This is a genomic window from Rhodococcus sp. AH-ZY2 (genome assembly GCF_030916465.1).
Taxonomy (GTDB): domain Bacteria; phylum Actinomycetota; class Actinomycetes; order Mycobacteriales; family Mycobacteriaceae; genus Rhodococcus; species Rhodococcus ruber.
The window spans coordinates 4,659,109-4,684,933 of sequence record NZ_CP126458.1; the positions used below are offsets into that span (position 1 = coordinate 4,659,109).

General features: G+C 71.4%; 24 protein-coding genes. 20 read left to right on the forward strand and 4 right to left on the reverse strand.

Annotated features, from left to right (window positions below; translation table 11 throughout):
- Positions 1-193 precede the first annotated feature (193 nt).
- The 4 genes from QNA09_RS22445 to QNA09_RS22460 all read left to right on the forward strand — a co-directional run bounded on the left by QNA09_RS22445 (position 194) and on the right by QNA09_RS22460 (position 3,629).
- Positions 194-775 carry an AAA family ATPase gene (locus tag QNA09_RS22445; protein ID WP_308072114.1) on the forward strand — a complete coding sequence of 194 codons (582 nt, stop codon included), beginning with the start codon at positions 194-196 and terminating at the stop codon, positions 773-775.
- A 167-nt stretch (positions 776-942) separates the two neighbouring features.
- The gene (locus tag QNA09_RS22450; protein WP_308072115.1) at positions 943-1,419 is read left to right on the forward strand and encodes a sigma-70 family RNA polymerase sigma factor; all 477 of its coding nucleotides are present in this window, start codon (positions 943-945) and stop codon (positions 1,417-1,419) included.
- A gap of 270 nt (positions 1,420-1,689) precedes the next feature.
- On the forward strand, positions 1,690-2,355 hold the full coding sequence (locus QNA09_RS22455; RefSeq protein WP_308072116.1) for a GAP family protein: 666 nt from the start codon (positions 1,690-1,692) through the stop codon (positions 2,353-2,355).
- Positions 2,356-2,453: 98 nt separating this feature from the next.
- Positions 2,454-3,629 carry an ATP-binding protein gene (locus tag QNA09_RS22460; RefSeq protein ID WP_308072117.1) on the forward strand — a complete coding sequence of 392 codons (1,176 nt, stop codon included), beginning with the start codon at positions 2,454-2,456 and terminating at the stop codon, positions 3,627-3,629.
- Between the two features lie 5 nt (positions 3,630-3,634).
- Here QNA09_RS22460 and QNA09_RS22465 read toward each other — a convergent pair whose 3' ends face one another.
- On the reverse strand, positions 3,635-4,819 hold the full coding sequence (locus QNA09_RS22465) for an ROK family protein (protein ID WP_308072118.1): 1,185 nt from the start codon (positions 4,817-4,819) through the stop codon (positions 3,635-3,637).
- A 168-nt stretch (positions 4,820-4,987) separates the two neighbouring features.
- On the opposite strand from QNA09_RS22465, the gene zwf reads away from it, so the two are divergent.
- From zwf to QNA09_RS22510, 9 genes are all read left to right on the forward strand, one after another.
- The gene (zwf, locus tag QNA09_RS22470) at positions 4,988-6,451 is read left to right on the forward strand and encodes a glucose-6-phosphate dehydrogenase (RefSeq protein WP_308072119.1); all 1,464 of its coding nucleotides are present in this window, start codon (positions 4,988-4,990) and stop codon (positions 6,449-6,451) included.
- On the forward strand, positions 6,448-8,274 hold the full coding sequence (gene edd, locus QNA09_RS22475; RefSeq protein WP_040269973.1) for a phosphogluconate dehydratase: 1,827 nt from the start codon (positions 6,448-6,450) through the stop codon (positions 8,272-8,274). The genes zwf and edd overlap by 4 nt, the downstream gene beginning before the upstream one ends.
- An 11-nt stretch (positions 8,275-8,285) precedes the next feature.
- Entirely contained in the window at positions 8,286-8,909 is a 624-nt protein-coding gene (gene eda, locus QNA09_RS22480) for a bifunctional 4-hydroxy-2-oxoglutarate aldolase/2-dehydro-3-deoxy-phosphogluconate aldolase (RefSeq protein WP_040269975.1), read from the forward strand.
- A 180-nt stretch (positions 8,910-9,089) separates the two neighbouring features.
- Complete coding sequence (locus QNA09_RS22485; protein ID WP_048771675.1) at positions 9,090-10,256, forward strand: ROK family transcriptional regulator; 1,167 nt, start codon at positions 9,090-9,092, stop codon at positions 10,254-10,256.
- Positions 10,257-10,469: 213 nt separating this feature from the next.
- Positions 10,470-11,912 carry a sugar porter family MFS transporter gene (locus QNA09_RS22490; RefSeq protein WP_017680146.1) on the forward strand — a complete coding sequence of 481 codons (1,443 nt, stop codon included), beginning with the start codon at positions 10,470-10,472 and terminating at the stop codon, positions 11,910-11,912.
- Positions 11,913-11,948: 36 nt separating this feature from the next.
- Positions 11,949-12,932 carry an ROK family glucokinase gene (locus QNA09_RS22495; RefSeq protein WP_017680147.1) on the forward strand — a complete coding sequence of 328 codons (984 nt, stop codon included), beginning with the start codon at positions 11,949-11,951 and terminating at the stop codon, positions 12,930-12,932.
- A gap of 83 nt (positions 12,933-13,015) precedes the next feature.
- A complete protein-coding gene (locus tag QNA09_RS22500; RefSeq protein ID WP_010594155.1) occupies positions 13,016-13,906 on the forward strand; it encodes a MoxR family ATPase in 891 nt (296 codons plus the stop codon).
- Positions 13,907-13,914: 8 nt separating this feature from the next.
- Positions 13,915-15,030, forward strand: coding sequence for a VWA domain-containing protein (locus tag QNA09_RS22505; RefSeq protein WP_017680148.1), 1,116 nt, complete (start codon positions 13,915-13,917; stop codon positions 15,028-15,030).
- Complete coding sequence (locus QNA09_RS22510; RefSeq protein ID WP_017680149.1) at positions 15,023-16,162, forward strand: XdhC/CoxI family protein; 1,140 nt, start codon at positions 15,023-15,025, stop codon at positions 16,160-16,162. Before QNA09_RS22505 ends, QNA09_RS22510 begins: the two co-directional genes overlap by 8 nt.
- A gap of 11 nt (positions 16,163-16,173) precedes the next feature.
- On the opposite strand, the gene QNA09_RS22515 is transcribed toward QNA09_RS22510, so the two are convergent.
- On the reverse strand, positions 16,174-17,640 hold the full coding sequence (locus tag QNA09_RS22515; RefSeq protein WP_119700348.1) for an aminotransferase class I/II-fold pyridoxal phosphate-dependent enzyme: 1,467 nt from the start codon (positions 17,638-17,640) through the stop codon (positions 16,174-16,176).
- Positions 17,641-17,678: 38 nt separating this feature from the next.
- Positions 17,679-18,140, reverse strand: coding sequence for a DUF6098 family protein (locus tag QNA09_RS22520; protein WP_119700178.1), 462 nt, complete (start codon positions 18,138-18,140; stop codon positions 17,679-17,681).
- A gap of 198 nt (positions 18,141-18,338) precedes the next feature.
- Here QNA09_RS22520 and QNA09_RS22525 point away from each other — a divergent pair, with 198 nt between their 5' ends.
- The 5 genes from QNA09_RS22525 (at position 18,339) to QNA09_RS22545 (ending at position 23,917) form a co-directional block, all read left to right on the forward strand.
- Positions 18,339-18,842, forward strand: coding sequence for a (2Fe-2S)-binding protein (locus tag QNA09_RS22525; protein WP_003938697.1), 504 nt, complete (start codon positions 18,339-18,341; stop codon positions 18,840-18,842).
- The gene (locus tag QNA09_RS22530; protein WP_010594160.1) at positions 18,839-21,226 is read left to right on the forward strand and encodes a xanthine dehydrogenase family protein molybdopterin-binding subunit; all 2,388 of its coding nucleotides are present in this window, start codon (positions 18,839-18,841) and stop codon (positions 21,224-21,226) included. Before QNA09_RS22525 ends, QNA09_RS22530 begins: the two co-directional genes overlap by 4 nt.
- Positions 21,223-22,080 carry a xanthine dehydrogenase family protein subunit M gene (locus tag QNA09_RS22535; protein ID WP_010594161.1) on the forward strand — a complete coding sequence of 286 codons (858 nt, stop codon included), beginning with the start codon at positions 21,223-21,225 and terminating at the stop codon, positions 22,078-22,080. Before QNA09_RS22530 ends, QNA09_RS22535 begins: the two co-directional genes overlap by 4 nt.
- A 22-nt stretch (positions 22,081-22,102) precedes the next feature.
- Complete coding sequence (locus QNA09_RS22540) at positions 22,103-22,780, forward strand: SRPBCC family protein (protein WP_064066249.1); 678 nt, start codon at positions 22,103-22,105, stop codon at positions 22,778-22,780.
- A gap of 234 nt (positions 22,781-23,014) precedes the next feature.
- The gene (locus QNA09_RS22545; protein WP_010594164.1) at positions 23,015-23,917 is read left to right on the forward strand and encodes an LLM class F420-dependent oxidoreductase; all 903 of its coding nucleotides are present in this window, start codon (positions 23,015-23,017) and stop codon (positions 23,915-23,917) included.
- A gap of 72 nt (positions 23,918-23,989) precedes the next feature.
- Here the strand turns inward: QNA09_RS22545 and QNA09_RS22550 are convergent, their stop codons facing one another.
- The gene (locus tag QNA09_RS22550) at positions 23,990-24,733 is read right to left on the reverse strand and encodes a metalloregulator ArsR/SmtB family transcription factor (protein WP_048771316.1); all 744 of its coding nucleotides are present in this window, start codon (positions 24,731-24,733) and stop codon (positions 23,990-23,992) included.
- Between the two features lie 94 nt (positions 24,734-24,827).
- On the opposite strand from QNA09_RS22550, the gene QNA09_RS22555 reads away from it, so the two are divergent.
- Together QNA09_RS22555 and QNA09_RS22560 are read left to right on the forward strand one after the other, a co-directional pair.
- Positions 24,828-25,277, forward strand: coding sequence for a hypothetical protein (locus tag QNA09_RS22555; protein WP_010594166.1), 450 nt, complete (start codon positions 24,828-24,830; stop codon positions 25,275-25,277).
- 70 nt (positions 25,278-25,347) lie between these two features.
- Entirely contained in the window at positions 25,348-25,824 is a 477-nt protein-coding gene (locus QNA09_RS22560; protein WP_010594167.1) for a hypothetical protein, read from the forward strand.
- Position 25,825: the final 1 nt, after the last annotated feature.

Genomic DNA, 25,825 nt, shown 5'->3' on the forward strand with positions numbered 1-25,825 from the left:
CGCGGTGCGGCCCGGTTTCACAGCCGGACCTCAGGAAGGTCTCAGCGGTGACCCAGTCCGTGCCGGCATTCTGGAGACGGCAGAATCGATCGCGAACCTGTTCGCGGGGAAAGGAATCGTCATAGCCGCTTCAGCTCCGACGGTCTCCCGCCTGGCACATCCGTCCGGGCGCGACACCGGTGCCGTCTTCCTGATGGTCGGTGGCATTCCCGGAGCGGGTAAGAGCACCCTGCTTCGCCGGATCGAGCACGACATCCCGGGTCTGACCGTTCTCGATCCGGAACGCCGTGCCGAAGGCCTCGCCGCCGCGCTTCCGCCGGCCCTGCCGTATCGCCGGTATCGGCCACTCGTCCATCTCATGCACACCCTCGACGTGATGCGCACTCTCCTGGCCGGACCGCACAGGAGCGAAGGGCCTGTGGCCGTTCACGACACCGCCACACGCAGCCGCCGACGCGACTGGACGGCTCGCCTGGCGCGGCGGCGAGGCTGGACGCCGGTGCTCGTCTTCCTCGACGTACCCCGCGATGTCGCGCAAGCCGGGCAGCACGCTCGCGGGCGCGTTGTGAACGAGTCGTCGTTCGCGCGGCACTGGCATCGATGGACCGTTCTGCGATCGCACCTCACCGACGAGGACGACGCCACGGCCGGGAGCCCGTGGGACCAGGTCGTCGTCACCACCCGCGACAATGCGAAGAGCCGAGTGTTCGACGTGCTGACACAGGACGAAACGGTCCCCTGCGGGCTCGGCGGCGGATCTCCGGTACCGCAGTGACATCGACACCCCGGTGACCGGTGTCTCCGACGCCTGCCGGGTTCGCCGCAGACGCAGTTCCCAGCAGATCCACGGCGCACTCCCATGGGCGCCGGGCGAACGTCCGGTTGTGTGGGTGCGTGGACGGACGCGATGCGTCATGTCACAGCAAGGAAAGGCACGACTCGATGACAGCTCCTGTGAACGACGGGCTTCCGTCCGACTCCCTACGATCGAGTGCGGACACGATGCGGCCCTGGATCGAGCAGCGCACCGCTGCGCTCGACCCCGGGAATCCTGATGCCGTGCGGTCGGATCCACGGAACGCAGCACCGGTCGGAGACGTTCCCGACGTACCGTGGGGACCGGAGGCTCCCGAAACCCACGCACGGCGCCACTACGAGCGGCGTCGCATCGATGCGCTGCTGGACGTCCTGACCGACAGGCAACGCGACATCCTGCATCTGCGGGTCGTCCACGGCATGTCGACGGCGGAAACCGCCGCCGTCCTGCACATCACGCCCGGCGCGGTCCGGCTCGGACAGCACCGCGCACTGTCTCGGCTGCGCGTCGCCCTGGCCCGGCCTGCGGATGAGCCGATCACCTGCCGAGGCACGGTGGTTCCGCTCGATGCCCGGCGCCGCGACGCGACCCGGCCTGCGTGACACCGGCCGTTCGGTGTGCGGTGCCGAGCGTGCACGTCCCGTCGGTGGCACGACCGGGGTGTACCGGACCGTATGTGTGCTTCATGTTCCCCAACGGGTGATTCGGACGCCTGGGACGGGCGGGGTGGCAGAGACAGGGGGACAAGATCCGCGTCGCGGAGGACTGGGTGTCGGCCCGGAGGAGACCGCGCGACCGTGTCCGTCTCCACCGGACGGGGATGCGACTACTCTTCGTCGGAGATCGATGATCGGCGATCCGAGGGGTGGCTCATGGCAGGTGCGATCGGGCAGTCCCTGCCGATTGCGGTCGGCCTGCTGCTGGCGGCGATGCCGATAGTGATGCTGTCGGTGCTCTTGGTCACCAAGCGGCCGCTGCGCGTCTCCTATGCCTTCGTCGGCGGCTGGTTCGCGGGTCTGCTCGTGGTGGGCGCCGTGGTCGTCGCGGTGGCGGATGTGATCATGCTGTCCGACGAGCCCACCTGGTGGGCCGCTGCTGCGAAACTCGTGCTGGGAGTCGTGCTGGTCTTCCTGGCCGTCCGGAAGTGGTACTCGCGGCCGCAGCCGGGAGAGGAATCCACCGTGCCCGGATGGATGGCGGCCGCGCAGACCATGACCGCTCGACGGGCTCTGGCTCTCGGGTTCCTGTTTGCGGCGGCGAATCCGAAGAACCTCGCCCTGGTCGCAGCCGGCGCGGTGGTGATCGCGGACGCGACTGCGCGCGTTCCCGAACAGATCGTGGCGCTGATCGTCTTCGCGGTCGTAGCCAGTCTGGGGGTGGCTGCCCCGCCCGTGGTGCGCGGCGTGTTCGCCGACCGTGCCGACCGGGCGCTCGCGGCCGCCGACGAGTGGATGACCCGCCAACACACGGTGATCATGGCGGCAGTTCTTCTGATCCTCGGCCTGAGCCTGATCGGCAACGGGATCGCCGGGCTGTGAGTCGGACGGCGAAGAAGCGCGGCGGACGAATCTATCGGTAGTTATGGACGACTATGGAGCGATTCAGATAAGTCGCCATAAGTCTCTATACTCGGTTCGTGGATCTCGAGCTCAATCCGTTCAAGCCCGGCTCCGGCCTGCGGCCGCCGGCGCTCGAGGGGCGTGACGAGCAGATCGGGGCGTTCGAACTCCTCGTCGCCCGCAGCAAGCGGCAGATCTACGACCGCGGACTCATCCTGTCGGGTCTGCGGGGGGTCGGGAAGACGACCCTGCTCAACGCTCTCGTCGAGCACGCCGACCGGCAGGGTTGGCTGACGATCGCCCTCGAGGCACGGCCCAGCGAGGCCGGAACCAGCGCGGTTCGCGCGAAGCTCTCCCAGGAGCTGACCGTCGGACTGCGCCGCTACAGCCGCAAGCACCGGATCCAGCATGCGATCGACCCGCTCATCGACCTCGCCAGGGGCTTCTCCCTCGGTCTCGGCCTCGGCCCGGCCACCGCGAGCTTCTCCCTCGACCAGCGTCCGGCGGCGACCGGGGACATCGACCTCGACCTCGAGGAACTCGTCGAGGCGATCACCGCCGAACTCCGGCCGAGATCCAGCGCCTTCGGATTGTTCGTCGACGAGATGCAGGACCTCGACTCCGACCTGCTGTCGGCGTTGCTCGCCGTCCAGCACCGGGCGAGCCAGCGGGAATGGCCGTTCTTCCTCGTCGGCGCCGGACTGCCCAATCTTCCCGCGGTCCTGGCCGGCAACCGCTCGTACGCGGAGCGCCAGTTCCTCTACAGCACCATCGGCCCCCTCTCGCCGACCGCCGCCGCCGACGCCCTGCGGATCCCGGTGCGCCGTCAGGGCGGAGACTTCACCGACGACGCCCTCGCCGTGCTCGTCCAGGCCAGCGGGGGCTATCCGTACTTCCTCCAGGAGTTCGGGAAGGCAATCTGGAACATCGCTCCGCACAGCCCCTTCCAGCTCGAGGATGCCGAGCTCGCCGTCGAGGTGGGCCGCCGTCACCTCGATGAGGGATTCTTCCCGTCGCGCTGGAACCGGGCCACCGACCGTGAGCGCCGGTATCTCACCGCACTCGCCGCGGCCGGCGAGGAGGCACCCCGGTCCGGAAAGGTCGCCCAGCTGATGGGCTCGACGGCCACCGGTGTCAGCGACGTCCGCAACTCGGCCATCCGCAAGGGCCTGATCTGGGCGCCGGAGCACGGTCGCATCGCCTTCACCGTCCCGGGTATGGCCGACTTCATCCGCCGCCAGCCGGCGGAGTAACCGGGTCACCGGCCCCGCTCGGCCACCATCCGGTCCACGGCGCGCACGCTGAGTACCTGGTCCAGCGCCATGGAGGCGCAGCCGATCATCCCGGAGCGATCGCCGTGCGACCACGGCAGGATCTGCAGGGCACGGGTGGCGACGGACACCGCATCGCGATAGAGGGTCTCGCGCAGTCCGGCGACGAACACGTCGTAGGCCTCGGCCATGTCGCCGCCGACGACGAGCACCGCCGGGTCGAGAAGGTTGACGGCGCCGGCGATCACCTCGCCGATCCGCCGGCCGCTGTCGCGAATCATGCGGCGCGCCTCCGCATCCCCGCCGACGGCGAGGGCCACGACGTCGCGGATGTGGGTCACGTCCCGGCCCTGCTCCTGCAGGTCACGGACCAGCGCCCAGCCCCCGGCGATCGCCTCGACGCAGCCGATGTCGCCGCAGCGGCACAGGACGCCCTGCGCCGCAGCGGTCTTGGTGTGCCCGATCTCGCCGGCCGCGCCCACCGCGCCGCGCTGCAGCACCCCGCCCGACACGATGCCCGCCCCGAGGCCCGTGGATGCCTTGATGAGGAGCATGTCGTCGAACTGCCTTCGTTCGCCCAGTCTTTCGGCGAGCACCATGACGTTCGCGTCGTTGTCGACGAAGACCGGTGCGCCGCCGAGGTCCGCCAGGAACGGCTGCAACTCGACACCGTCCCAGCCGGCCATCATCGGCGAATCCAGGCTGCAGCCCCGGACCGTGTCCACGGTGCCCGGCAGGCTCACCCCGATGCCGACGGTGCGGGGGGCGCCGGGACCGAGCGCGTCGCGCAGGTCGGCGAGGTGCGCGGCCACCTTCGGCATCAGCTCACCCGGGCTCGCCCCGATCTCCTGCTCGAGGTCCTCGGTACGGAGCAGTTCCCCGGCGAGATCGCAGACGGCGAGCTGGGTGCGGCTGCGGCCGATCGCGACGACGAGCACGATGCCCGCCCCCGCCCCGAAGGTGAGGGTGAGGGGCGGGCGCCCCCCGGTCGAGGGCCCCTCCTCCGTTTCGACGACGAGGCCGAGGTCCTGGAGCGCCGCGACCCGGGCCGCGACGGCGGTGCGGGAGAGCCCGGTGTGGTGCCCGATCTCGCTTCGGGTGGTCGCGGCGCCGGCACGGACGAGGGCGAAGACCTCGCCCGCTGTGGCGGGCGCGCTGGAGGATCGGCTCATACCGCCATTGAACCAAGGAAACGCATTCGAGAGCGCCCGGCGCCGCGGCAGGACGCCACACTCCGGCGGACTTTGTTCTTAGAAATGCGTAAGTTTGTTGTTTAAGTGCGGAAGATGCTCTACGGTTGCGAGTGACAGCCCTCACCCCCTCATTCGGGAGGACAAGCCATGTCACCCGCCGCCCCCTGTACCGTCGTCGTCTTCGGCGGCACCGGCGATCTCGCCGTCCGTAAGCTCCTGCCCGCCCTCTACCTGCGCGATCGGGACGGCCAGCTGCCACCCGGCAGCCGGATCGTCGGCGCCGCACGCGCCGGCCTCGACACCGACGGCTACCGCGACAAGATTCGCGGCGAGCTCGCGCGCTTCGTGCCCGCTCCCCTGCTGGACGCCGGCACTCTCACCCGGTTCCTGGACCGCCTCGACTACGTGAGCCTCGACTTCGCAGGCGGGGACGACTGGTCCGCCCTGCACGACGTCCTGACCCCGGACTCCGTGCGCGTGTTCTACCTCGCCTGTGCCCCTTCGCTGTTCGGGCCGATCTCCCATCACCTCGACCGGCACGGACTCGTCGAACCGACCTCGCGGGTGGTGCTCGAGAAGCCCATCGGCCGCGACCTCGCCTCCGCCCGCGCGATCAACGACGCGGTCGGCGAAGTGTTCGACGAGTCGCAGATCTTCCGCATCGACCACTACCTCGGCAAGGAGAGCGTCCAGAACCTGCTGGTCACCCGGTTCGCCAACACCCTGCTCGAGCCGCTGTGGAACTCGACGTGGATCGACCACGTCCAGATCACCGTCTCCGAATCCCTCGGCGTGGGCACCCGCGGCGGCTACTACGACACCTCCGGGGCGCTGCGCGACATGCTGCAGAACCACCTGCTGCAGGTGCTGTGCCTGGTGGCGATGGAACCGCCGACGATCGTCGACCGCGAAACGGTGCGCGACGAGAAACTCAAGGTGCTGCAGGCACTGCGGCCGATGACGGCCGACGACGTCGAAAGATTCACGGTGACCGGCCAGTACGGCCCGGGACTCGTCGACGGCGGTGCCGTGGCCGGGTATCGCGACGAGGTGGAGAACCCGGACAGCCGCACCGAGACCTTCGTCGCGGTGCGCGCGGAGGTGCGCAACTGGCGCTGGGCCGGCGTGCCGTTCTACCTCCGCACCGGCAAGCGCCTCGAGAAGCGCAGCTCCGAGATCGTGGTGCAGTTCAAGGACGTTCCGCACCCGATGTTCCCCCGCGCCGAAGGCGCCACCGAACCCAATCGACTGGTGATCCGGCTGCAGCCCGACGAGGGCATCTGCCTGCACATGACCGCCAAGGAACCCGGACCCGGCGGGATCCGCCTGCGCCCGGTCTCACTGGATCTGAACTACGTCGACGCGTTCGACCGGCCCTCCCCCGACGCGTACGAGCGGCTGCTGATGGACGTGGTGCGGGGCGACCCGACCCTGTTCATGCGGCGCGACGAGGTCGAGACCGCATGGGCGTGGGTCGAACCGATCCTGCAGACCTGGGACCGCACCGGCCGGATGCCGCGCCGCTACCCGGCGGGAACGTCCGGCCCCACCGACGCGACCACCCTCATCGAGCGCGACGGACGCGCCTGGTACGAAGGAACTTCCGTATGAGCCATCCCGTTCTGGACCGGGTCACCGACCGCATCGTCCGGCGCAGCCGCGCCGAGCGCGGCGCCTACCTCGAGCGGCTGCGTGCCGCCGCCGACAAGGGCCCCGCCCGCGGGCGTCTCGCGTGCGCCAACCTGGCCCACGGATTCGCCGCCGCCGAACCTGCCGACAAGTCCGCCCTGCGCGGGCTGGTGAAGCCGAACATCGCGATCGTCTCCTCCTACAACGACATGCTCTCGGCGCACCGGCCTTTCGAGGACTACCCGGCGCGGCTGAAGGCGGCGGTCCTCGAGGCGGGCGGCATCGCGCAGTTCGCCGGTGGCGTCCCGGCCATGTGCGACGGCATCACCCAGGGCCGCGACGGCATGCAGCTGTCGCTGTTCAGCCGCGACGTCATCGCAATGTCCACCGCAATCGCGTTGTCGCACGACATGTTCGACGGAGCCCTCATGCTCGGTGTCTGCGACAAGATCGTCCCCGGCATGCTGATCGGCGCGCTCGGCTTCGGGCACCTGCCGACGGTGTTCGTCCCGGCCGGGCCGATGACGTCGGGGTTGCCCAACGGCGAGAAGGCCCGGGTGCGGCAACTCTACGCGGAGGGCCGCGCCGGCCGCGAAGACCTGCTCGAGGCCGAGGCCGCCTCCTATCACGGCGCCGGCACGTGCACGTTCTTCGGCACCGCCAACTCCAATCAGCTGCTGATGGAGGTGATGGGCCTGCACCTGCCCGGCGCGAGTTTCGTCAATCCCGGCACCGAACTGCGGGACGCGCTCACCGCCGAGGCCGCGCGCCGCGTCACCGGCCTGACCGCCCTCGGCTCCGATTTCACCCCGGTCGGTGAGGTCGTCGACGAGCGGGCCGTCGTCAACGGCTGCGTCGCACTGCTCGCCACCGGCGGCTCCACCAACCACACGATGCACCTGGTGGCGATCGCCCGGGCCGCCGGGATCACCCTCACGTGGCGCGACCTGGCGGACCTGTCGGCCGTCGTGCCGCTGCTCGCCCGGATCTACCCCAACGGCGCGGCCGACGTGAACCACTTCCACGCCGCCGGCGGGCTCGGTGTCGTGGTCTCGGACCTGCTCTCGGCGGGCCTGCTGCACGACGACGTCACCACCGTCGCCGGGCCGGGGCTGCACCGGTACACGCAGGAACCGCGGCTGCGCGACGGGACGCTGCGGTGGGAAGCCGGGCCGTCCGAGAGCCTGGACCGCACCGTGCTGCGCGGCGTCGCGGATCCGTTCGCCGTCGACGGCGGACTCAAGGTGCTCGACGGCAACCTGGGCGAGGCCGTACTCAAGGTGTCCGCGGTCGCCCCGGAGCACCACGTCGTCACCGCCCCGGCCCGGGTGTTCGACGACCAGGCCGACTTCCTCGCGGCGTTCGAGGCCGGCGAACTCGACCGCGACGTCGTGGCCGTGCTGCGCTACCAGGGCCCGCGCGCGAACGGGATGCCCGAGCTGCACAAGCTCACCCCCGCGCTGGGGGTGCTGCAGGATCGGGGACGCCGGGTCGCGCTGGTGACCGACGGCCGGATGTCGGGCGCGTCCGGCAAGGTTCCCGCCGCCATCCACGTCACGCCCGAGGCCGCGGCCGGGGGTCCGCTCGCCCGCGTCCGCGACGGCGACCCGATCACCGTCGACGCCGTCGCCGGCTCGCTGTGTGTGCACCTGTCCGACGCCACGCTCGCCGGCCGCGCGGCGACCGGTCACGCCCCCACCGACGACGCCTGGACCGGCACGGGCCGTGAGCTGTTCGCGGGCCTGCGGGCCACCGTGGGCCCGGCCACCCACGGCGCCAGCGTCTTTCAATCCGACTTCGCGTGAAGGAGACCCCGATGAGCCTGCTGGACGTGACCCCCGTCGTGCCCGTCGTCGTGATCGACGATGCCGCCGACGCCGTCCCGATCGCCCGGGCCCTCGCCGACGGCGGCGTGCCCATGATCGAGCTGACCCTGCGCACCCCGTGCGCCCTCGAGGCGATCGAGCGGATCGCCGACGAGGTCCCCGACATCACCGTCGGTGCCGGCACGATCGTCGAACCCGGCCAGGCCGCGCAGGCCGCGGCGGCCGGTGCGCGCTTCCTGGTGTCGCCGGGCGCGACGGAGTCGCTGCTGAAGGCCATGACCGACACCGGGCTGCCGCACCTGCCGGGGGCGGCGACCGTCTCGGAGGTGCTGCTGCTGCTCGAACGCGGCTACCGCGAGATGAAATTCTTTCCCGCGGAGGCCGCAGGCGGCACCCGGTTCCTCGCGTCCGTCCACTCCCCCGTGCCGGCGGCCCGGTTCTGCCCCACCGGCGGAATCTCGGTCGCGACGGCCCCCGACTACCTCGCGCTGCCCAATGTGGGCTGCGTGGGGGGCTCGTGGCTCACCCCCGCCGATGCGGTGCAGACCCGGGACTGGGCCCGGATCACCCGCCTCGCGCAGGTGACCACGGGACTGCGCCGGGCCGAGGCGTAGGCGAACCGGACTCGCCTCCGCCCCGCTCGGATGCGGCGGGGGCGAGTCCTCGACGTCACCGCATCCGCGCGCCCGATCGTCGTACGCGACCGTCGCGACGCGCGCGTACGACCGGGCCGGTCGCGGATGTTCCCGGCCGTCCGGAACGAGCGGACGGTCGCGGGCCGGTACCCTGAGCGGATGCGTGAGGACACCGAACATCCCGGCTCGCAGTCGTCGCTGCGTTCGGCCAATCAGCAACGGGTGGTTCGGGTTCTGCAGTCCGGCGGTGAGCTCACGCAGGCGGAGATCGCTCGGCGCACCGGTCTGGCCCCGGCCACGGTGTCGAATCTGGTCCGGGAACTGACAGCCGGCGGTCTGGTGGAGGTGGCCGCCGCCGAGCGTCCGGGCCAGCGGGGACGGGCCGTGAAGCTCACCCGGTCGGCGGGCCTGGCCGTCGGGATCGACTTCGGGCACCGGCATCTCACCGTCGCCGTCGCCGACCTGTCGCACGAGATCCTCGCCGAGAAACGGGTCGAGCTGGCGACCGGGCACCGCGCCGAGGACGGAATAGAAAGAGCCGGAGCGCTTCTCGACGACGCTCTCGTCGAACTCGGGTGCGGCCGCGACGCCGTTGCGGCCGTCGGCATGGGCCTGCCCGCACCGGTCGAGTCCGCCACGCACCGCATCGGTGGGCCGTCGATCCTGCCGGGCTGGGTCGGCGTCGACCCGGCCGCCCTGGCCGCCGAGCGGCTCGCGCTTCCCGTCCACGTCGACAACGACGCGAATCTCGGCGCACTGGCCGAACACATCTGGGGCGCCGGGCGCGGCATGGACGACCTGGCCTACATCAAGCTGTCCGACGGCGTCGGCGCCGGACTGGTCCTGGACGGGCGGCTGTACCGCGGCCGCGCCGGCACGGCTGGGGAGATCGGCCACACCTCCCTCGACGAGTTCGGCCAGGTGTGCCGGTGCGGCAATCGTGGCTGCCTCGAGACGATGGTGGCTTCCCACGTGGTGATCGGGCTGCTCGAGCCGAGCCGGGGGCCCGGCCTGACGATCGCGGACGTGGTGGCGCTCGCCGAGGCCGGCGACGCCGGGTGCGCCCGGGTGCTCGCGGACACCGGCCGTCACGTCGGGGTCGCGGCGGCGGGCCTGTGCAACCTGCTCAATCCGCAGCTGATCCTGATCGGCGGCGAACTCGCGCTCGCGGGCGAGTGGCTGCTCGAGCCGCTGCGCCGTGCGATCGAGCGGTATGCGGTGCCCAGCGCCGCGCGCACCGTGCAGGTGCGGACCGCGGCCCTCGGGGCCCGCGCCCAGGTGCTCGGGGCGGTCGCCCTGGGCCTGCGGGCGGCCAACCCGCACTGATGATCGACTCCGACGATTTCTTCTCGCTCCAGGTCGCTACTTAAGTTCAAATTCGAACATAGAAGATCATCGACAAGGATTTGTTCATTCATTTCTTGACGACAGAGCCGTCTTCGCCCTACTGTGGTCCAGCACACAGTTCGCGTGACCGCCGCCACTCGCCTCCCGGAACGGGACCGCCGCGGCCGGTTCCCGCCGCCTACGAGGAGTCCCATGAGCAACCACGTCGCGCTCCCGACCGTCCCCGACACCGGGCCGGACACTGCCGGCGCCGCGGTGCCGGTCCGCATCGCCGTCATCGCCGCGCTCGGCGGTCTGTTGTTCGGCTTCGACAGCGCCGTCATCAACGGCGCCGTCTCGGCCATCGAATCCCGGTTCGCCGTCTCGTCCGCCGTCCTCGGTTTCGCCGTCGCCTCGGCCCTGCTCGGCGCGGCCGGCGGCGCCGTCCTCGCCGGCCGCATCGCGGACCGCTACGGCCGCCTCACCACGATGCAGGTCGCCGCCGCGATGTTCCTGGTCAGCGCGTTCGGCACCGGATTCGCCTTCAACGTCGAAACTCTCGTCCTGTTCCGGATCGTCGGCGGCGTCGGCGTCGGACTCGCCTCCGTCATCGCCCCCGCCTACATCGCCGAGATCTCCCCCGCCCGGGTACGTGGCCGCCTCGGATCGCTGCAGCAACTCGCGATCGTCGTCGGTATCTTCGCCGCCCTGCTCGTCGACTATGCACTCGCCGCTCTCGCCGGCGGCTCCCGCGAGGAACTGTGGTTCGGGCTCGAGGCGTGGCGCTGGATGTTCCTGTCCATGGCCGTCCCCGCCCTCGTGTACGGATTCCTGACCCTCACCATCCCGGAGTCGCCGCGCTATCTCGTCGCGAAGGGCCGCATCGGCGAGGCCCGCGGCATCCTCGGCATGCTGCTCGGCGAGCAGGGAATCGACCTGCGCATCGAATCGATCCGCGCCACCCTCGGCCACGAGCACACACCGTCGCTGCGCGACCTGCGAGGACCCGCGCTGGGCCTGCTGCCCATCGTGTGGATCGGCATCGGACTGTCGGTGTTCCAGCAGTTCGTCGGTATCAACGTGATCTTCTACTACTCCAGCATCCTCTGGCAGGCAGTGGGATTCGATGAGAGCAGCTCCCTCGTCATCACCGTCGTCACCTCGGTCGTCAACATCGCCACCACCCTCGTGGCCATCGCATTCGTCGACCGCGTCGGACGCCGGCCCCTGCTGATCATCGGCTCGGCGGGCATGGCCGTCACCCTCGCCACGATGGCCGTCGTCTTCGCCACCGCCTCGACCACCGTCGTCGACGGTGTGACCACCCCGCACCTGACCGGACTGCAGGGACCGATCGCGCTGATCGCCGCGAACCTGTTCGTCGTCGCCTTCGGCATGTCGTGGGGACCGGTCGTGTGGGTCCTGCTCGGCGAGGCCTTCCCCAACCGGATCCGCGCGGCGGCACTGTCGCTCGCCGCCGGCGCGCAGTGGGCGGCCAACTGGGTCATCACCGTCTCCTTCCCCGCCATGAAGGAACTGTCGCTGGGGATGTCGTACGGCTTCTACGCCGTGTGCGCGGTGCTGTCGCTGCTGTTCGTCCTGCGCTGGGTGAAAGAGACCAAGGGCCGCGAGCTCGAGGACATGGACGTCGCCTGAACCCGTCCGGCAACTGAAGTCAGGGAGAGAACAGACATGGCACTGACCATCGGAATCGACGTGGGCGGCACCAAGGTTGCCGCCGGCGTGGTCGACGAACACGGCACTCTGCACGCCCGGCTCCGCCGCGCCACGCCGTCGGACGACCCTGCCCGCACCGAGGACGTCGTCGCCGACGTCGTGCGCGAACTCCGCGCCGCGCACGACGTGTGCGCGGTGGGGATCGGCGCCGCCGGGTTCGTCGCCTCCGATCGTCGTACCGTACTGTTCGCCCCCAACCTCGCGTGGCGCGGCGAACCGCTCGGGGCGGCCGTCGAGGCCGCGTGCGGGCTGCCGACCGTCGTCGAGAACGACGCCAACGCCGCCGCCTGGGGCGAGGCGCGCTTCGGCGCGGGCCGCGGCGCCCGCACCGCGATCGTGCTCACCGTCGGCACGGGCATCGGCGGCGGGCTGATCATCGACGGCGCCCTGCACCGCGGATCCTCCGGGCTCGCCGCGGAACTCGGCCACCTCAACGTCGAACCGCACGGGCGGCGCTGCGGGTGCGGGAACCACGGCTGCTGGGAGCGGTACGCCAGCGGGCGGGCCCTGGTGCGGGAGGCACAGGAGATCGCAAGCGTCTCGCCCGCGCTCGCCGGCCGGCTGCTCGAGCTGGCCGGCGGGCGCGCCGAGCAGATCACCGGGCACCACGTCACCACCGCCGCCCACGAGGGCGACGCCGCCGCGCTCGAGTGCTTCCGCACGATCGGCACGTGGCTCGGGCACGGCATGGCCGACCTCGCGGCGTTCCTCGACCCGGAGGTCTTCGTCCTCGGCGGCGGAGTGTGCGAGGCCGGGGAGCTGCTGCGCGGCCCCGCCGTCGCCACGTTCGCCCAGCGGCTGACCGGACGCGGGCACCGCCCGGCCGCGCCGGTGCGCCTGGCCGAACTCGGCCCCGACGCCGGGATCGTCGGCGCCGCGGACCTCGCGCGGCACCGCACGGACGACACCCCGCGCCTCGAGGTCGTGGCCGTCGCCTGACCGCCGAGCTGCTCGGTCCCCGCCCGCGGTGCCCGGGGATCGGAAAACGCACCTCGGCAGCGACGCTGCCATAGGCTCGCACCATGACGGCAACGGCGGCGATCGGCTCACCGGCGGAGCTGACGCGGGCACTGGACACGACCGGGTACCTCGCCGACGACGGGCTCGCGACGGTGGCGTTCCTGGCGCTGCGCATGGGCCGCCCGCTGTTCTGCGAGGGGGAACCCGGCACCGGCAAGACGTCGCTGGCCGTCGCCCTCGCCGACGCGCTGGACCTGCCGCTGATCCGGTTGCAGTGCCACGAGGGCATCGACGCGTCCCAGGCCCTCTACGACTGGGACTTTCCCCGGCAGCTGCTGCACCTGCGCACCCTCGAAGCCGCGAGCGGCGGCCGGCTCGAGGCCGAGGAGGCGGAGCGCTCGCTGTACACCGAGCGGTTCCTGCTCGCGCGGCCCCTGCTGCAGGCGCTCACCGACGCGCCGTGCGTGCTGCTCGTCGACGAGATCGACCGGGCCGACGACGAATTCGAAGCCTTCCTGCTGCAGGTGCTCGACGAGAACGCCGTCACCATCCCCGAACTCGGACAGGTGCGGGCGCAGACGCCGCCGCTCGTGGTGCTCACCTCGAACCGCACCCGCGAGGTGCACGACGCCCTCAAACGCCGCTGCCTGTACCACTGGCTCGAACACCCCGACCTCGCGCGGGAAGTGGAGATCCTGCGCCGCCGCATCCCGGGCATCGACGAACACCTCGCGGCGCAGGTCGCCCACGCCGTGCAGGCCATGCGCGGGATGGACCTGCTCAAACCACCCGGGGTCGCGGAGTCGCTGGACTGGGCACGAGCGCTGCGGGAACTCGACCGCGACGTGCTCGACGCGACGACCGCGGCCGCGACCCTCGGTGCCGTCCTGAAGTACCGGGAGGACCTCGACCGGGTGGTCCGCACCGGGCTCGACCGGCTCCTGACGGGGTGACAGCGGCGATGACGACGACCACTGACGCCGGGGGTTCCCTCGTCGGACTCACCGGCTTCACCCGCGCCCTCGCCGCGGCCGGCCTGTCCGTCGCCTCGGACGCCACCGTGGCCTACCTGCGCGCCCTGCGCGAGATCGACCTCGGCGACCGCCGTCAGGTGTACTGGGCCGGGCGCGCCACCCTGTGCCACGACCCCGACGACATCCCCCGCTACGACCTCGCGTTCGAGAGCTGGTTCGGCGGAACGGCACCCGACGTGACGTCGCCGCGCACCCGCACTCCGCGCCGGGCCCGCATCGCGGGCCTCACGCCTTCGGGAGGCGACGAGACCGCCGGCGGCGGCCCCGAACTGCGGGTCGCCGCGGACGACACCGACGTGCTCCGCCGGCGCGACATCGCGGAACTGACCGACGCCGAGCGGGCACATTTGGCGGAACTGATCGCGACGCTGCATCCTCGGCCGCCCACCCGTCCGGCGATGCGGCTGCGCCCGTCGCGCCGGGGCCGCATCGACCCGCACCGCACGGTGCGCCGGATGCTCGCGGCCGGCGGCGAACCCGTCCGGCCGAGCCGGCACGGCAGGGCGACCCGGGCGCGCCGCGTGGTGCTGCTGCTCGACGTCTCCGGCTCGATGAGCCCGTACGCGGACGCGCTGCTGCGTTTCGCGCACGTGGTGACCCGCGCCGATCCCGCCCACACCGAGGTGTTCTCCCTCGGCACCCGCCTCACGCGGCTCTCGCGCGCGCTGCGGGCCCGCGACCCGGAACGCGCCCTCGCCGCGGCGGGCCGGGCGGTCCCCGACTGGGCGGGCGGCACCCGGCTCGGCGAGACCCTGCGGGCCTTCCTGAACCGGTGGGGCCGGCGCGGCCTCGCGCGCGGCGCCGTCGTGGTGATCTTCTCGGACGGGTGGGAACGCGGCGATCCGGCCCTGCTCGCCGAGCAGCTCGCCCAGCTGCGGCGGCTCGCCCACGCCGTCCTGTGGGTCAATCCGCACGCCGGGGCAGCCGGGTACGAGCCCGTGCAGTCCGGCATCGCGGCCGCCCTGCCCCATCTCGACCGTCTGCTCGCGGGGCACAGCCTCGCGACGCTGCAGGAACTGCTGGAGGAGGTCCACCGTGCGTGAAGTTCTCGACGAACTCGAACGTCGCTACCGGGCCGGTGACACCGTCGCCCTCGGAACCGTGGTCTCGACGTTCCGGTCCGCGCCCCGCGCACCGGGCGCCGCGATGCTCGTCGCCGGGGACGGCACGGTGACCGGCAGCGTCTCCGGCGGTTGCGTGGAAGGCGCCGTGTACGAGCTCGGGCAGCAGGTGCTCGACGACGGTGTGCCCGTGTTGCAGCGGTACGGCGTGTCCGACGACGACGCCTTCGCCGTCGGCCTCACGTGCGGCGGCATCATCGACGTGTTCGTCGAACGGGTGGATGCCGCCACGTTTCCCGAGCTGGGTGAAGTCGTCGCGTCGATGCGGGCCGAGGAGGCCGTCGCGGTCGCCACCGTTACCGAACATCCCGATCCGGCATGGGTGGGGCGTCGCCTGGCGGTGTGGCCGGATCGCGCGCGCGGGTCGCTGGGGTCGGCGCGGGCGGACGACGCCGTCGCCGACGACGCGCGGGGCCTGCTCGCCGCGGGCCGGACCGCGACGCTGCACTACGGGCCCGACGGGCAGCGCCGCGGCGAGGGCATGTCGGTGTTCGTCCACTCCTTCCAGCCGCCGCCGCGGCTGCTGGTGTTCGGCGCCATCGACTTCGCGGCCGCCATGGCGCAGCTCGGCTCGTTTCTCGGCTACCGCGTGACGGTGTGCGACGCCCGGGGCGTGTTCACCACCGCCGCCCGGTTCCCCGCCGCCGACGAGGTGGTCGTGGACTGGCCGCACCGCTACCTCGCCGCCGAGGCGGCCGCGGGTCGCGTGGACTCGCGCACCGTGGTCACGGTGCTCACCCACGACCCGAAGTTCGACGTGCCGCTGCTCGAGGTGGCATTGCGGCTCGACCTGGCCTACGTGGGCGCGATGGGCTCGCGGCGCACGCACGAGGACCGGTCGGCGCGCCTGCGTGCGGCGGGAATGACGGACGACGAGCTCGCGCGGCTGTGCTCTCCCATCGGCCTGGATCTCGGGGCGCGCACCCCGGAGGAGACCGCGGTGTCGATCGCGGCCGAGATCATCGCGCTGAAATGGGGTGGCCGGGGCGAGCACCTCGCCCGCACCGCAGGCCCGATCCACGCCCACGAGGACACCGCGGTGCCGGGGCCGTAGGGCCGCGGCGGTCAGTTCTCGGCGACCACCCGGAACTGCTCGACCGAGGTGTCGGTCGCATCGGGAATCGTCATCCCGGCATTCACGCCGCTGCGCAGATAGTCGACGACGGCGTCGTCGAGCCGCTCACCCGGCACGACGGCGGGAATGCCCGGCGGGTAGGGGGTGATCTGCTCGGCAGCGATGCGCCCGGTGACACTGCTCGCATCGACCATCTCCGCCTTGCCGAAGAACGCGTCGCGTGGCGACATCACCGAGTCGAGCTGCAGTTCATCGGGGCTCGGCAGAGACATCTGCGGCGGCGGATCGAACGACTCCGCGGCCTGCGACAGCGACTCGAGCGCCGAGACGAGCCGATCGGTGGTGCTCTCGTCGTCGGCCATGGACAAGGTCGCCAGGATGCGCCGGTGATCGGTCATGCCGAGGTCGAGCCGGCAGTGCTCGCGCAGCCAGTCGCTGCACTGGTAGCCGGAGACGCCGAGCTCGCTCACGTCGATCAGCACCTGCAGCCGATCCAGGTCGTGCGAGGCCTCCTCGCCGAGCAGCCGGTCCTCGAGGACGGCGAGACCGTCGATCCCGGCGATCCGCTCACGGGTCCGCCGGGCCAGGTGCAGGGCGTCGCCGAGCAGTTCGGTGCCGTACTCGACCATCTGCCGGCGCCACCCGTCGATCGCCGTGTAGATCATCACGTTCGGGCTCGTCGTCATCAGCAGATCGGCGCAGGCCGACAGGTGTGCGCCGTCCACCAGGTCGCCCTGCAGGTGATAGACCGATCCCTGCTCGAAGCCGGCACCCATCTTGTGGACACTGACGACACAGATGTCGGCGTCGGCGTCCATCGCCCAGGTGGGCAGGTCGTCGTGGAACGGCAGGTGCGCACCCCACGCCTCGTCGACGATGAGGGGCTTGCCCCGCTCGTGACAGACGTTCGCGATGCCCTCGATGTCGGCGCACGTGCCGTAGGGACTGGGACTGACGATCAGCGCGCCGGCCGCGTCCGGGTACTTCTCCCACGTCTCGCGCACCTGTTCCGGCGACGGCGGATGCGAGAAGTGCATCTCCTCGTCCCAGCGGGGCGTGATCCAGCGGGGCGTGACGCCGCTGAAGATCAGACCGGCCACGATCGACTTGTGCGAGTCCCGGCCGACGAGCAGTCCCCCCGGGTCGTTGCCCGCCACCGCCATCATCGCGGCCTTGACCGACAGCGAGCTTCCGCAGGTGGAGAAGAACGCCTGCTGCGCTCCCACCGCCTCGGCCATGAGCTGCTCGGCCCGCGACAGGTAGCCGTTGCGCGACCTGCGGTCGTCGAGGCCGCCGGAGGCGAGCACGTCCGAGCGGAAGGGGTCGAGCCCGAGCACCTTCTTCACCCGCGGGTCGGCGCCGCGCCCCTGGCGGTGGCCGGGCGGGGAGAACCCGTAGCGGTCGAGTCGGTGGTACTGATCCAGCGCATCCAGCATGGGAGTTTCGGACTGGTCCATGCCCGACGGGTACCCCGCGCGCGCCCCCGCGACGCGGGTCAGCTTCGCGAATCGTTCCCGACGCGGAACCGGGTCCGGTAGCACTCGGCCGCCTCGTCGAGCATCTCGTCGGACAAGCGCGCCAGCGGGCGGGCGCGCACGACGAGCGGTTCGTGGTCCGGTCCCTCGCCGACCACCGTGCCGGTCAGCAGCCACGCGAATCGGCCGCTCTCGCGGCCCAGCTCGGCGTACTTGCGGATCCGGCGCGCCACCCAGTCGACGGCGGGCCGCGGCCACCACGGCTCCGGGACGATCCTGGTCACCGACAACCCGGACAGTGTCACGTCGGCCTCGTAGTCCCGGCTCGGGCCCTTCCGCGCATCGCTGTCCGGTCCCTTCGAGTACCGCAGGTAGATCTCGGAGTCGTGGGACATCACCAGGTCCGTCAGTTCCGCCAGGCTGCCGACGACGGGCAGGTCCCGGCCGGCGCCTCGCTCGACGATCTCCTCCACCGTGGTCACCTCTCACCTCCGCCTGTCGTTCTCCGACGAACGTGTCCGTGCGGATTCCCTCGTCCCGGTCGTCGCAAACGCGGGAACGAGGTTGATCCGCCACCGATTCGGCGAATCGGCGTGTTCGGTGGTCACCGTTGGAGCACAGTGTCAGTGAACACTTCTCGACGATCTTGGATCCCGGATGTTCCCGGCATTGGAGGCCCGATGCGCATCACTGTCACCGTCGACGGGACGGCCTACACGGACGAGGTGGAACCGAGGCTGCTGCTCGTGCACTATCTGCGCGAGCGGCTCGGCAAGGTCGGCACCGTGGTCGGCTGCGACACCAGCAACTGCGGCGCCTGCACCGTGCATCTCGACGGCCGCAGCGTCAAGTCCTGCTCGGTGCTCGCCGTGCAGGCCGACGGTTCGGAGGTCACCACCGTCGAAGGCCTGTCCCGCGACGGCGTGCTGCACCCCGTCCAGCAGGCGTTCCACGACAACCACGCCCTGCAGTGCGGCTACTGCACGCCCGGCATGATCATGTCGACGATCGACCTGCTCGAGGAGAATCCCGATCCCGACGAGCAGGAGGTGCGGCTCGGCCTCGAAGGCAACCTGTGCCGCTGCACCGGCTACCAGAACATCGTGAAGGCGGCACTGGACGCGGCGCAGAAGGCCCGCGCCGCCGAACTGCAGACCGACGCGGCCGCAGGAGGCGGACGATGACCAGTACCGTCGAACCGGAGATCGGCCAGGCGCGGCGGCGCAAGGAGGACGAGCACCTCGTCACCGGACGCACCCGCTGGACCGACAATCTCGTCCTCCCCGGGATGCTGCACATGGCGATCCTGCGCAGCCCGTTCGCCCACGCCCGCATCACCTCGATCGACACGTCGGAAGCCCGGCAGAGGCCCGGCGTGGTGGCGGTGCTCACCGGTGCGGACGCCTCACCGGAGCAGGGCAGCCTGCCGTGCGCGTGGGTGATCACCCCCGACATGAAGATCCCGCCCGCGCCGTCCCTGGCCGTCGACACGGTCAACTTCGCCGGGGAGGCCGTCGCCGTCGTCGTCGCGCGCAGCGCCTACGAGGCGCACGACGCCCTCGAGGCGATCGACGTGGACTACGACGACCTGCCCGTGGTCCTCGACCTGGCGGACGCGGCCCGCGACGGCGCCGACCTCGTGCACCCGGACCTCGGCACCAACGTCAGCGCGACGTGGACGTTCGATTCCGCCGAGGCCGGTACCGGGGGCGACGTCGAGCAGGCCATCCGGGACGCCGAGGTGGTCGTCGAGCGTACGTTCCGGCAGCAGCGGCTCATCCCGGCGTTCATGGAGCCGCGCTCCGTCGTGGTCGACCCGACCGGCCCGCAGATCACGGTGTGGTCGGCCACGCAGGTCCCGCACATCCTCAAGATCATGCTGGCGATGACGCTCGGCATCCCCGAGCACAAGCTGCGGGTGATCGCCCCGGACGTCGGCGGTGGTTTCGGCGGCAAGCTGCAGGTGACGCCGGAGGAGCTGCTCGCCCTGCTCGTCGCGCGCCGGCTCGGGAAACCGGTGAAGTACACCGAAACCCGCAGCGAGTCGATGGTCGCGGCGCATCACGGCCGCGACCAGATCCAGAAGCTCACCCTCGCCGCGCGCCGCGACGGCACCGTCGTCGGCCTGAAGGTGGAGCTGCTGGCCGACATGGGCGCCTACCTGCGGCTGGTCACCCCGGGTGTACCGATCCTGGGTGCGTTCATGTTCAACGGCATCTACAAGTTCGGCGCCTACCACTTCTCCTGCACCAACGTGTTCACCAACAAGGTGCCCACCGACGCCTACCGCGGGGCAGGCCGGCCGGAGGCGACGTTCGGAATCGAACGCATCATGGACGAACTCGCCGCCGAACTGTCGATGGATCCGCTCGAGCTGCGAGCGAAGAACTGGATCCGGCACGAGGAGTTCCCGTTCGACACCGTCGCGGGCCTGACGTACGACTCGGGCAACTACGAGGCCGCCACCGCGAAGGCCCGCGACCTGTTCCACTACGACGAGCTGCGCCGTGAGCAGGAGGAACGCCGTCGCCGGAACGATCCGGTCCAGCTCGGCATCGGGGTGTCGACCTTCACCGAGATGTGCGGCCTGGCGCCCTCGCGGGTGCTCGGCTCGCTCAACTACGGGGCGGGCGGCTGGGAGCACGCCGCGATCCGGATGCTGCCCACCGGCCGGGTCGAGGTGGTCACCGGCTCGTCGTCGCACGGGCAGGGGCACGAGACGGCGTGGAGCCAGATCGTCGCCGACCGGCTCGGCGTGCCGTTCGAGGATGTCGAAGTGCTGCACGGCGATACGCAGACCTCCCCGCGCGGGCTGGACACCTACGGATCCCGGTCGCTGGCCGTGGGCGGCGTGGCGGTGGTCAAGGCCGCGGAGAAGGTGATCGCGAAGGCCCGTCCGATCGCGGCGCACATGATGGAGTGCTCGGAGGACGACCTCGAGTTCGCCGAGGGCCGGTTCCGGGTCCGCGGCACCGAGAAGGCCGTGGGCATGAGCGACATCGCGCTCGCGGTGTTCACCGCCGCGGACCTGCCCGAGGGCATCGAACCCAACCTCGATTCCGAGGCCACCTACGACCCGGACAACTTCTCGTTCCCGCACGGCACGCACCTGTGCGCCACCGAGGTGGACACCGAGACCGGGCAGGTGCGTATCCGCTCGTACGTGTGCGTCGACGACGTCGGGCACGTCGTCAACCCGCTCATCGTGGAGGGCCAGGTGCACGGCGGCCTCGCCCAGGGCATCGCGCAGGCTCTGTACGAGGAGGCCGTGCACGACGAGTCCGGCACCCTGCTCAGCGGCTCGTTCGCCGAGTACCTGCTGCCGTCGGCCGCGGACCTGCCGACGTTCACCACCGACCGCACCGAGACCCCCGCGACCGGAAACCCGCTGGGCGTCAAGGGGGTCGGTGAGTCCGGCACGATCGCCTCCACGCCGGCGGTGGTCAACGCCGTCCTCGACGCCGTGCGCCATCTCGGCGTGCGGGACATCGAGATGCCGTGCACGCCGATGCGGGTGTGGCACGCCGTCGAATCAGCTCGGAACTCGGCTCAGGGAGGCGTCCGATGATCCCGTCGACGTTCGACTACGTCGCGCCCACCACCGTCGACGAGGCCGTCGCCGCCCTGGCCTCGGCGGGGGAGGACGCCAAGATCATCGCCGGGGGGCAGTCCCTGATGCCGGTGCTGCGGCTGCGGCTGGCGGCCCCCACCACGCTCGTCGACCTCGGACGGGTCCCGGAGTTGCGGGGTGTCCGCGAGGACGGCGGCGACCTGGTGATCGGGGCGATGACCACGCACCACGACGTGATCCACGATCCACTCGTGCGGGAGCACGCCCGGTTGCTCGCCGAGGCCACGAGCACGGTGGCCGACCCCCAGATCCGGCACCGGGGCACCCTCGGCGGGGCTCTGGCCCACGCCGATCCCGCCGGGGATCTCGGCGCGCCGGTGCTCGCGCTCGAGGCGACCCTTGTCGCGGCGGGACCGTCGGGGCGGCGCAGCATCCCCGTCGCGGACTTCTTCGACGACTACTTCACCACCACCCTGCAACCCGATGAGATCCTCGTCGAGGTGCGGATCCCCAAGCGCACGGGATGGGCGGCGCGGTACGAGAAGTTCAACCGGGTGGCGCACGCCTGGTCGATCGTCGCGGTCGCCGCCACCGTGCAGACGGACGGCGGCACGATCCGGCAGGCCCGGGTGGCGCTGACCAACATGGCGGCCGTGCCGGTCCGCGCGCACGCCGTCGAGCAGGCACTCGTCGGGCAGCCCGCGACGGCCGACACCATCCGGGCCGCCGCCGAGCGGGCCACCGAGGGCACCTCCCCCATGAGCGACGGCAACGCCGACGCCGACTACCGTCGCCAGCTCGCGCGGGTGCTCACGCGCCGTGCGGTGTCGACGGCAGCGGACGTCGCCTGAGCAAACACTGGAGACGAAAACCATGCAACTCGAACACCACATGTCCGTGCCGGCACCCGTCGACGAGGTGTGGACGGCACTGCTCGATCCGGAGAAGGTGGCACCCTGCATGCCCGGGGCCACCCTCACCGGCGTCGACGGCAACGCCTTCACCGGCACGGTGAAGATCAAGATGGGGCCGGTGCAGCTGCTGTACAAGGGCACCGGCAAGTTCGTCGAGACCGACGAGCAGGCGCGTCGCGCGGTCATGGAGGCCGCGGCGAAGGACTCGCGCGGCAACGGCACCGTGAACGCGACGTTCACGATCACGCTCACCGGCGACGGCGACCGCACCGAAGGCACCGTCGTGACCGACCTGTCCATCACGGGCAAGCCCGCCCAGTTCGGCCGGGGCATGATCTCCGACGTCGGCGGCAAGATCATCGAGCAGTTCACGGCGTGCCTGGCGGACAAGCTCGGCGGCCCGCCCGCCGCCCCGGCCCCGGCCCCGACGCCGGAAGCGGTCACACCCGCCGCGCCCGCCGCACCGGCGGTCGCGCCGGTGACCCCGGCCCCGGCGGCGCAACCCACCGAGGCTGCCCCGCTGGACCTGATGCAGTTCGCCCGCGGGTCGGTGCTGAAGAGGGTCGGGCCGGCGGTGGCCGTCGGGGCGCTGCTGGCGCTGATCATCTACCTGGTGCTGCGGCGCCGACAGGGGTGAGCCGAGGCCGCCGAGCCCGCCGAAAACGCACGGACCCCGCCGGCGCATACATCCGAGAGCGCCGGCGGGGTCGTCGGGCGCCGGCACGACCGCGAGGTCCTTCCGGCGGATCACCCACGCAGGGGGGAGTGGGTGATCGCCCTCCACGCTAACGCGACACGAAACCCGTGCGCCGCCCCCGCAGCACGAAAGACGCAACCGTTGCGGGATCGATATCCGCCGCGGCCCGACGGAATGAAACCGGAACCGGTGGAGGTTGGACTCGGCGTGACGGATTCGACGAAGGCAGAGAACTCGACGCAGACTCCCCCGCTCGGCCGTTTCGGCGTCTGGCGGCACGCGACCGGTCTCCCCCCGGAGACCGGGGCCGAGATCGAGAAACTCGGTTACGGCACGATCTGGATCGGCGGCTCACCGCCCGCCGACCTCGAGGTGGCCGAACGCCTCCTCGACGCCACCGAGACCGTGGTCGTCGCCACCGGCATCGTCAACATCTGGACCGCTCCCGCCGACGAGATCGCCGCCTCCTACCACCGGCTCGAGGAGCGCCACCCCGGCCGCTTCCTGCTCGGGGTCGGCGTCGGCCACCCCGAGGCGCACGGTGAGACGTACCGCAAGCCGTACACGGCGCTGGTCGAATACCTGGACGTGCTCGACCGCGAGGGCGTACCCGCGGCGCGGCGGGTGCTCGCCGCGCTGGGACCGAAGGTGCTGAAGCTGTCCGCAGACCGGTCCGCCGGGGCCCATCCCTACCTCACCACCCCCGAGCACACCCGTGAGGCGCGCGACGTGCTCGGCCCGGACGTCGTGCTCGCGCCCGAGCAGAAGATCGTGCTGTCCACCGACGTCGCCACGGCCCGCGACGTCGGCCGCAAGGCCGTGGCCAACCCGTATCTGAAACTGCGCAACTACCGCGCGAATCTGGAACGCACCGGCTTCACCGCCGAGGAACTCGACAACGACGGCACCGACCGGGTCGTCGACGCACTCGTCGCGCACGGCGACGCGGAGTACATCGCGACCCGGCTGCGAGAGCACCTCGACGCCGGGGCGGACCACGTCGCGGTGCAGACCCTGCCGATGCGTGACGACCCGGTCCCGGCCCTGCGCGAGGTAGCCGCAGCTCTCGGGCTCTGACACCCGGACGGGACCGCACGGCCGGTGCGGTCCCGTCGTCCGCGGCGGGACCGGTGCGGCGCCGCCGGCCGTTCACCGGCCCCCGCTCCGGATCCGGACGCAGCAGAATCCCGGTTCCGGTGCGAGCTCTGTGTCGAGACCGGCAGTGTCGAGACCGGCAGCCCCGAGCCCGGCGACGACCGCCTCGACCAGGGCGAGGTTCATGCCGCAGACCAGGTCCCGGTGTTCGCCGGCCAGCCGGTCGAACGGGCAGTTCGCCAACCGGATCTGGCCGTCGCCGGACAGGCGCGGCTCGTAGCCGTGCCGGGCGAGTACGCGCGCCACGCCCTCGAGGCCGGCGGGCGTCTCGGCATCGTCTCCGCTTGCGGGGTCGTCGGCCGAGGTCGCCGGGGCCTGCTCCACCGCGATCCGCCGCCCTCGTTCGGCGGCGGCGCTTCGCACCGCGTCCGCGATGGGCACCGACTCCCGCATCGATCGCTCGATGGCAGCTGCCAGGATCTCCCCCGCCAGGTCGTAGCGACGCTCGGGCAGGGAGATCGACAACTCCTGCGACGAGCGCCGGTAGAGCTTCGACGGCCGTCCTGCGCCCGGCCCGGTCCGTCCCGAGAGCCGTCGGAACTCGGTCTCGAGCAGCCCGTCGGCCACGAGCCGGTCGAGGTGGAATTTCGCCGCGTGCACCGGCACCCCTGCCGCGGCCGCCGCCTCCTCGCGTCCGACCGCGTCCGCCTGCGCGACGACGTAGCGGTAGAGCGAGCGCCGGACCGGGTCCGCCAGCGCCCCGATCCCTGCGGCCTGCTCCGCGAACTCGTCCTGCACGCTCGTCCTCCTTCTAAAAGAGAAACTTCTTGACGTAATCTACGTCACATATCTAAAATAGAGCCTACTCTCTTTTAGAAGTCAGGAGACTTCGATGAGCCCCTCACCTCTCTCCCCTGCCACATCCCCTCACACCCGCACCGACGCCGAGGTCGGAGCACGCCAGGCATTCATCCTCCTCCGGACCGTCTTCACCGTCGCTCCGATCGCCTTCGGCCTCGACAAGTTCACGAACCTGCTCACCGAGTGGGAGCACTATCTCGCCCCCTGGATCGACGACATCGTCCCCGGCACCGCCCACCAGGCCATGCTCGCGGTGGGAGCGGTCGAGATCCTCGCCGGCATCCTCGTCGCGATCCGGCCTGCGATCGGCGGCTACGTCGTCGCCGCATGGCTGCTCGGCATCATCGTCGATCTGCTCACCCTGGGCGGCTACCTCGACATCGCACTGCGCGACGTCGGACTGGCGGTCGCCGCCCTCGCCCTGGCCCGGCTGGCTACCGCCCCGGCCGCCCGGCGCAGAGTCGCCGCCGGCGCCCCGTGAATTCGAGCGGCAGGGCCACGGCGGACGCCGGCCGTGGATCTGCCGCTCCCGCACCCGAAGGTGAAATGCCATGGACTGGGCCGGATGGGCACTCTTCGGATCGCTGGCCACCACCGTCCTGACGGCGGTCATGATCGCCGCCCAACTGGCCGGTTTCAGCCGACTGGACCTGCCGTTGGTGCTCGGCACGGCCGTCACCCCCGACCCGGACCGCGCCCGGGTGGTCGGCTTCCTCGTCCACCTCGCGATCGGCCAGGGCTTCGCCCTGGGGTACGCCGCCACCTTCGCACTTCTCCATCAGGCGACGTGGTGGCTCGGCATGGCGCTCGGCCTGCTGCACGGCGTCGTCGCCTTGACGGTTCTGCTGCCGCTGCTGCCGGGCGTGCATCCACGTATGGCATCCCAGCGAGCCGGCCCGCGCAGCACCGCCGTCCTCGAACCGCCCGGCCTGCTGGGCCTGAACTACGGCGCCCAAACCCCGACCGTCGCCGTCGTCGCACATCTCGTCTACGGCGTCGCACTCGGACTGCTGTTGCAGGTGAACTGAA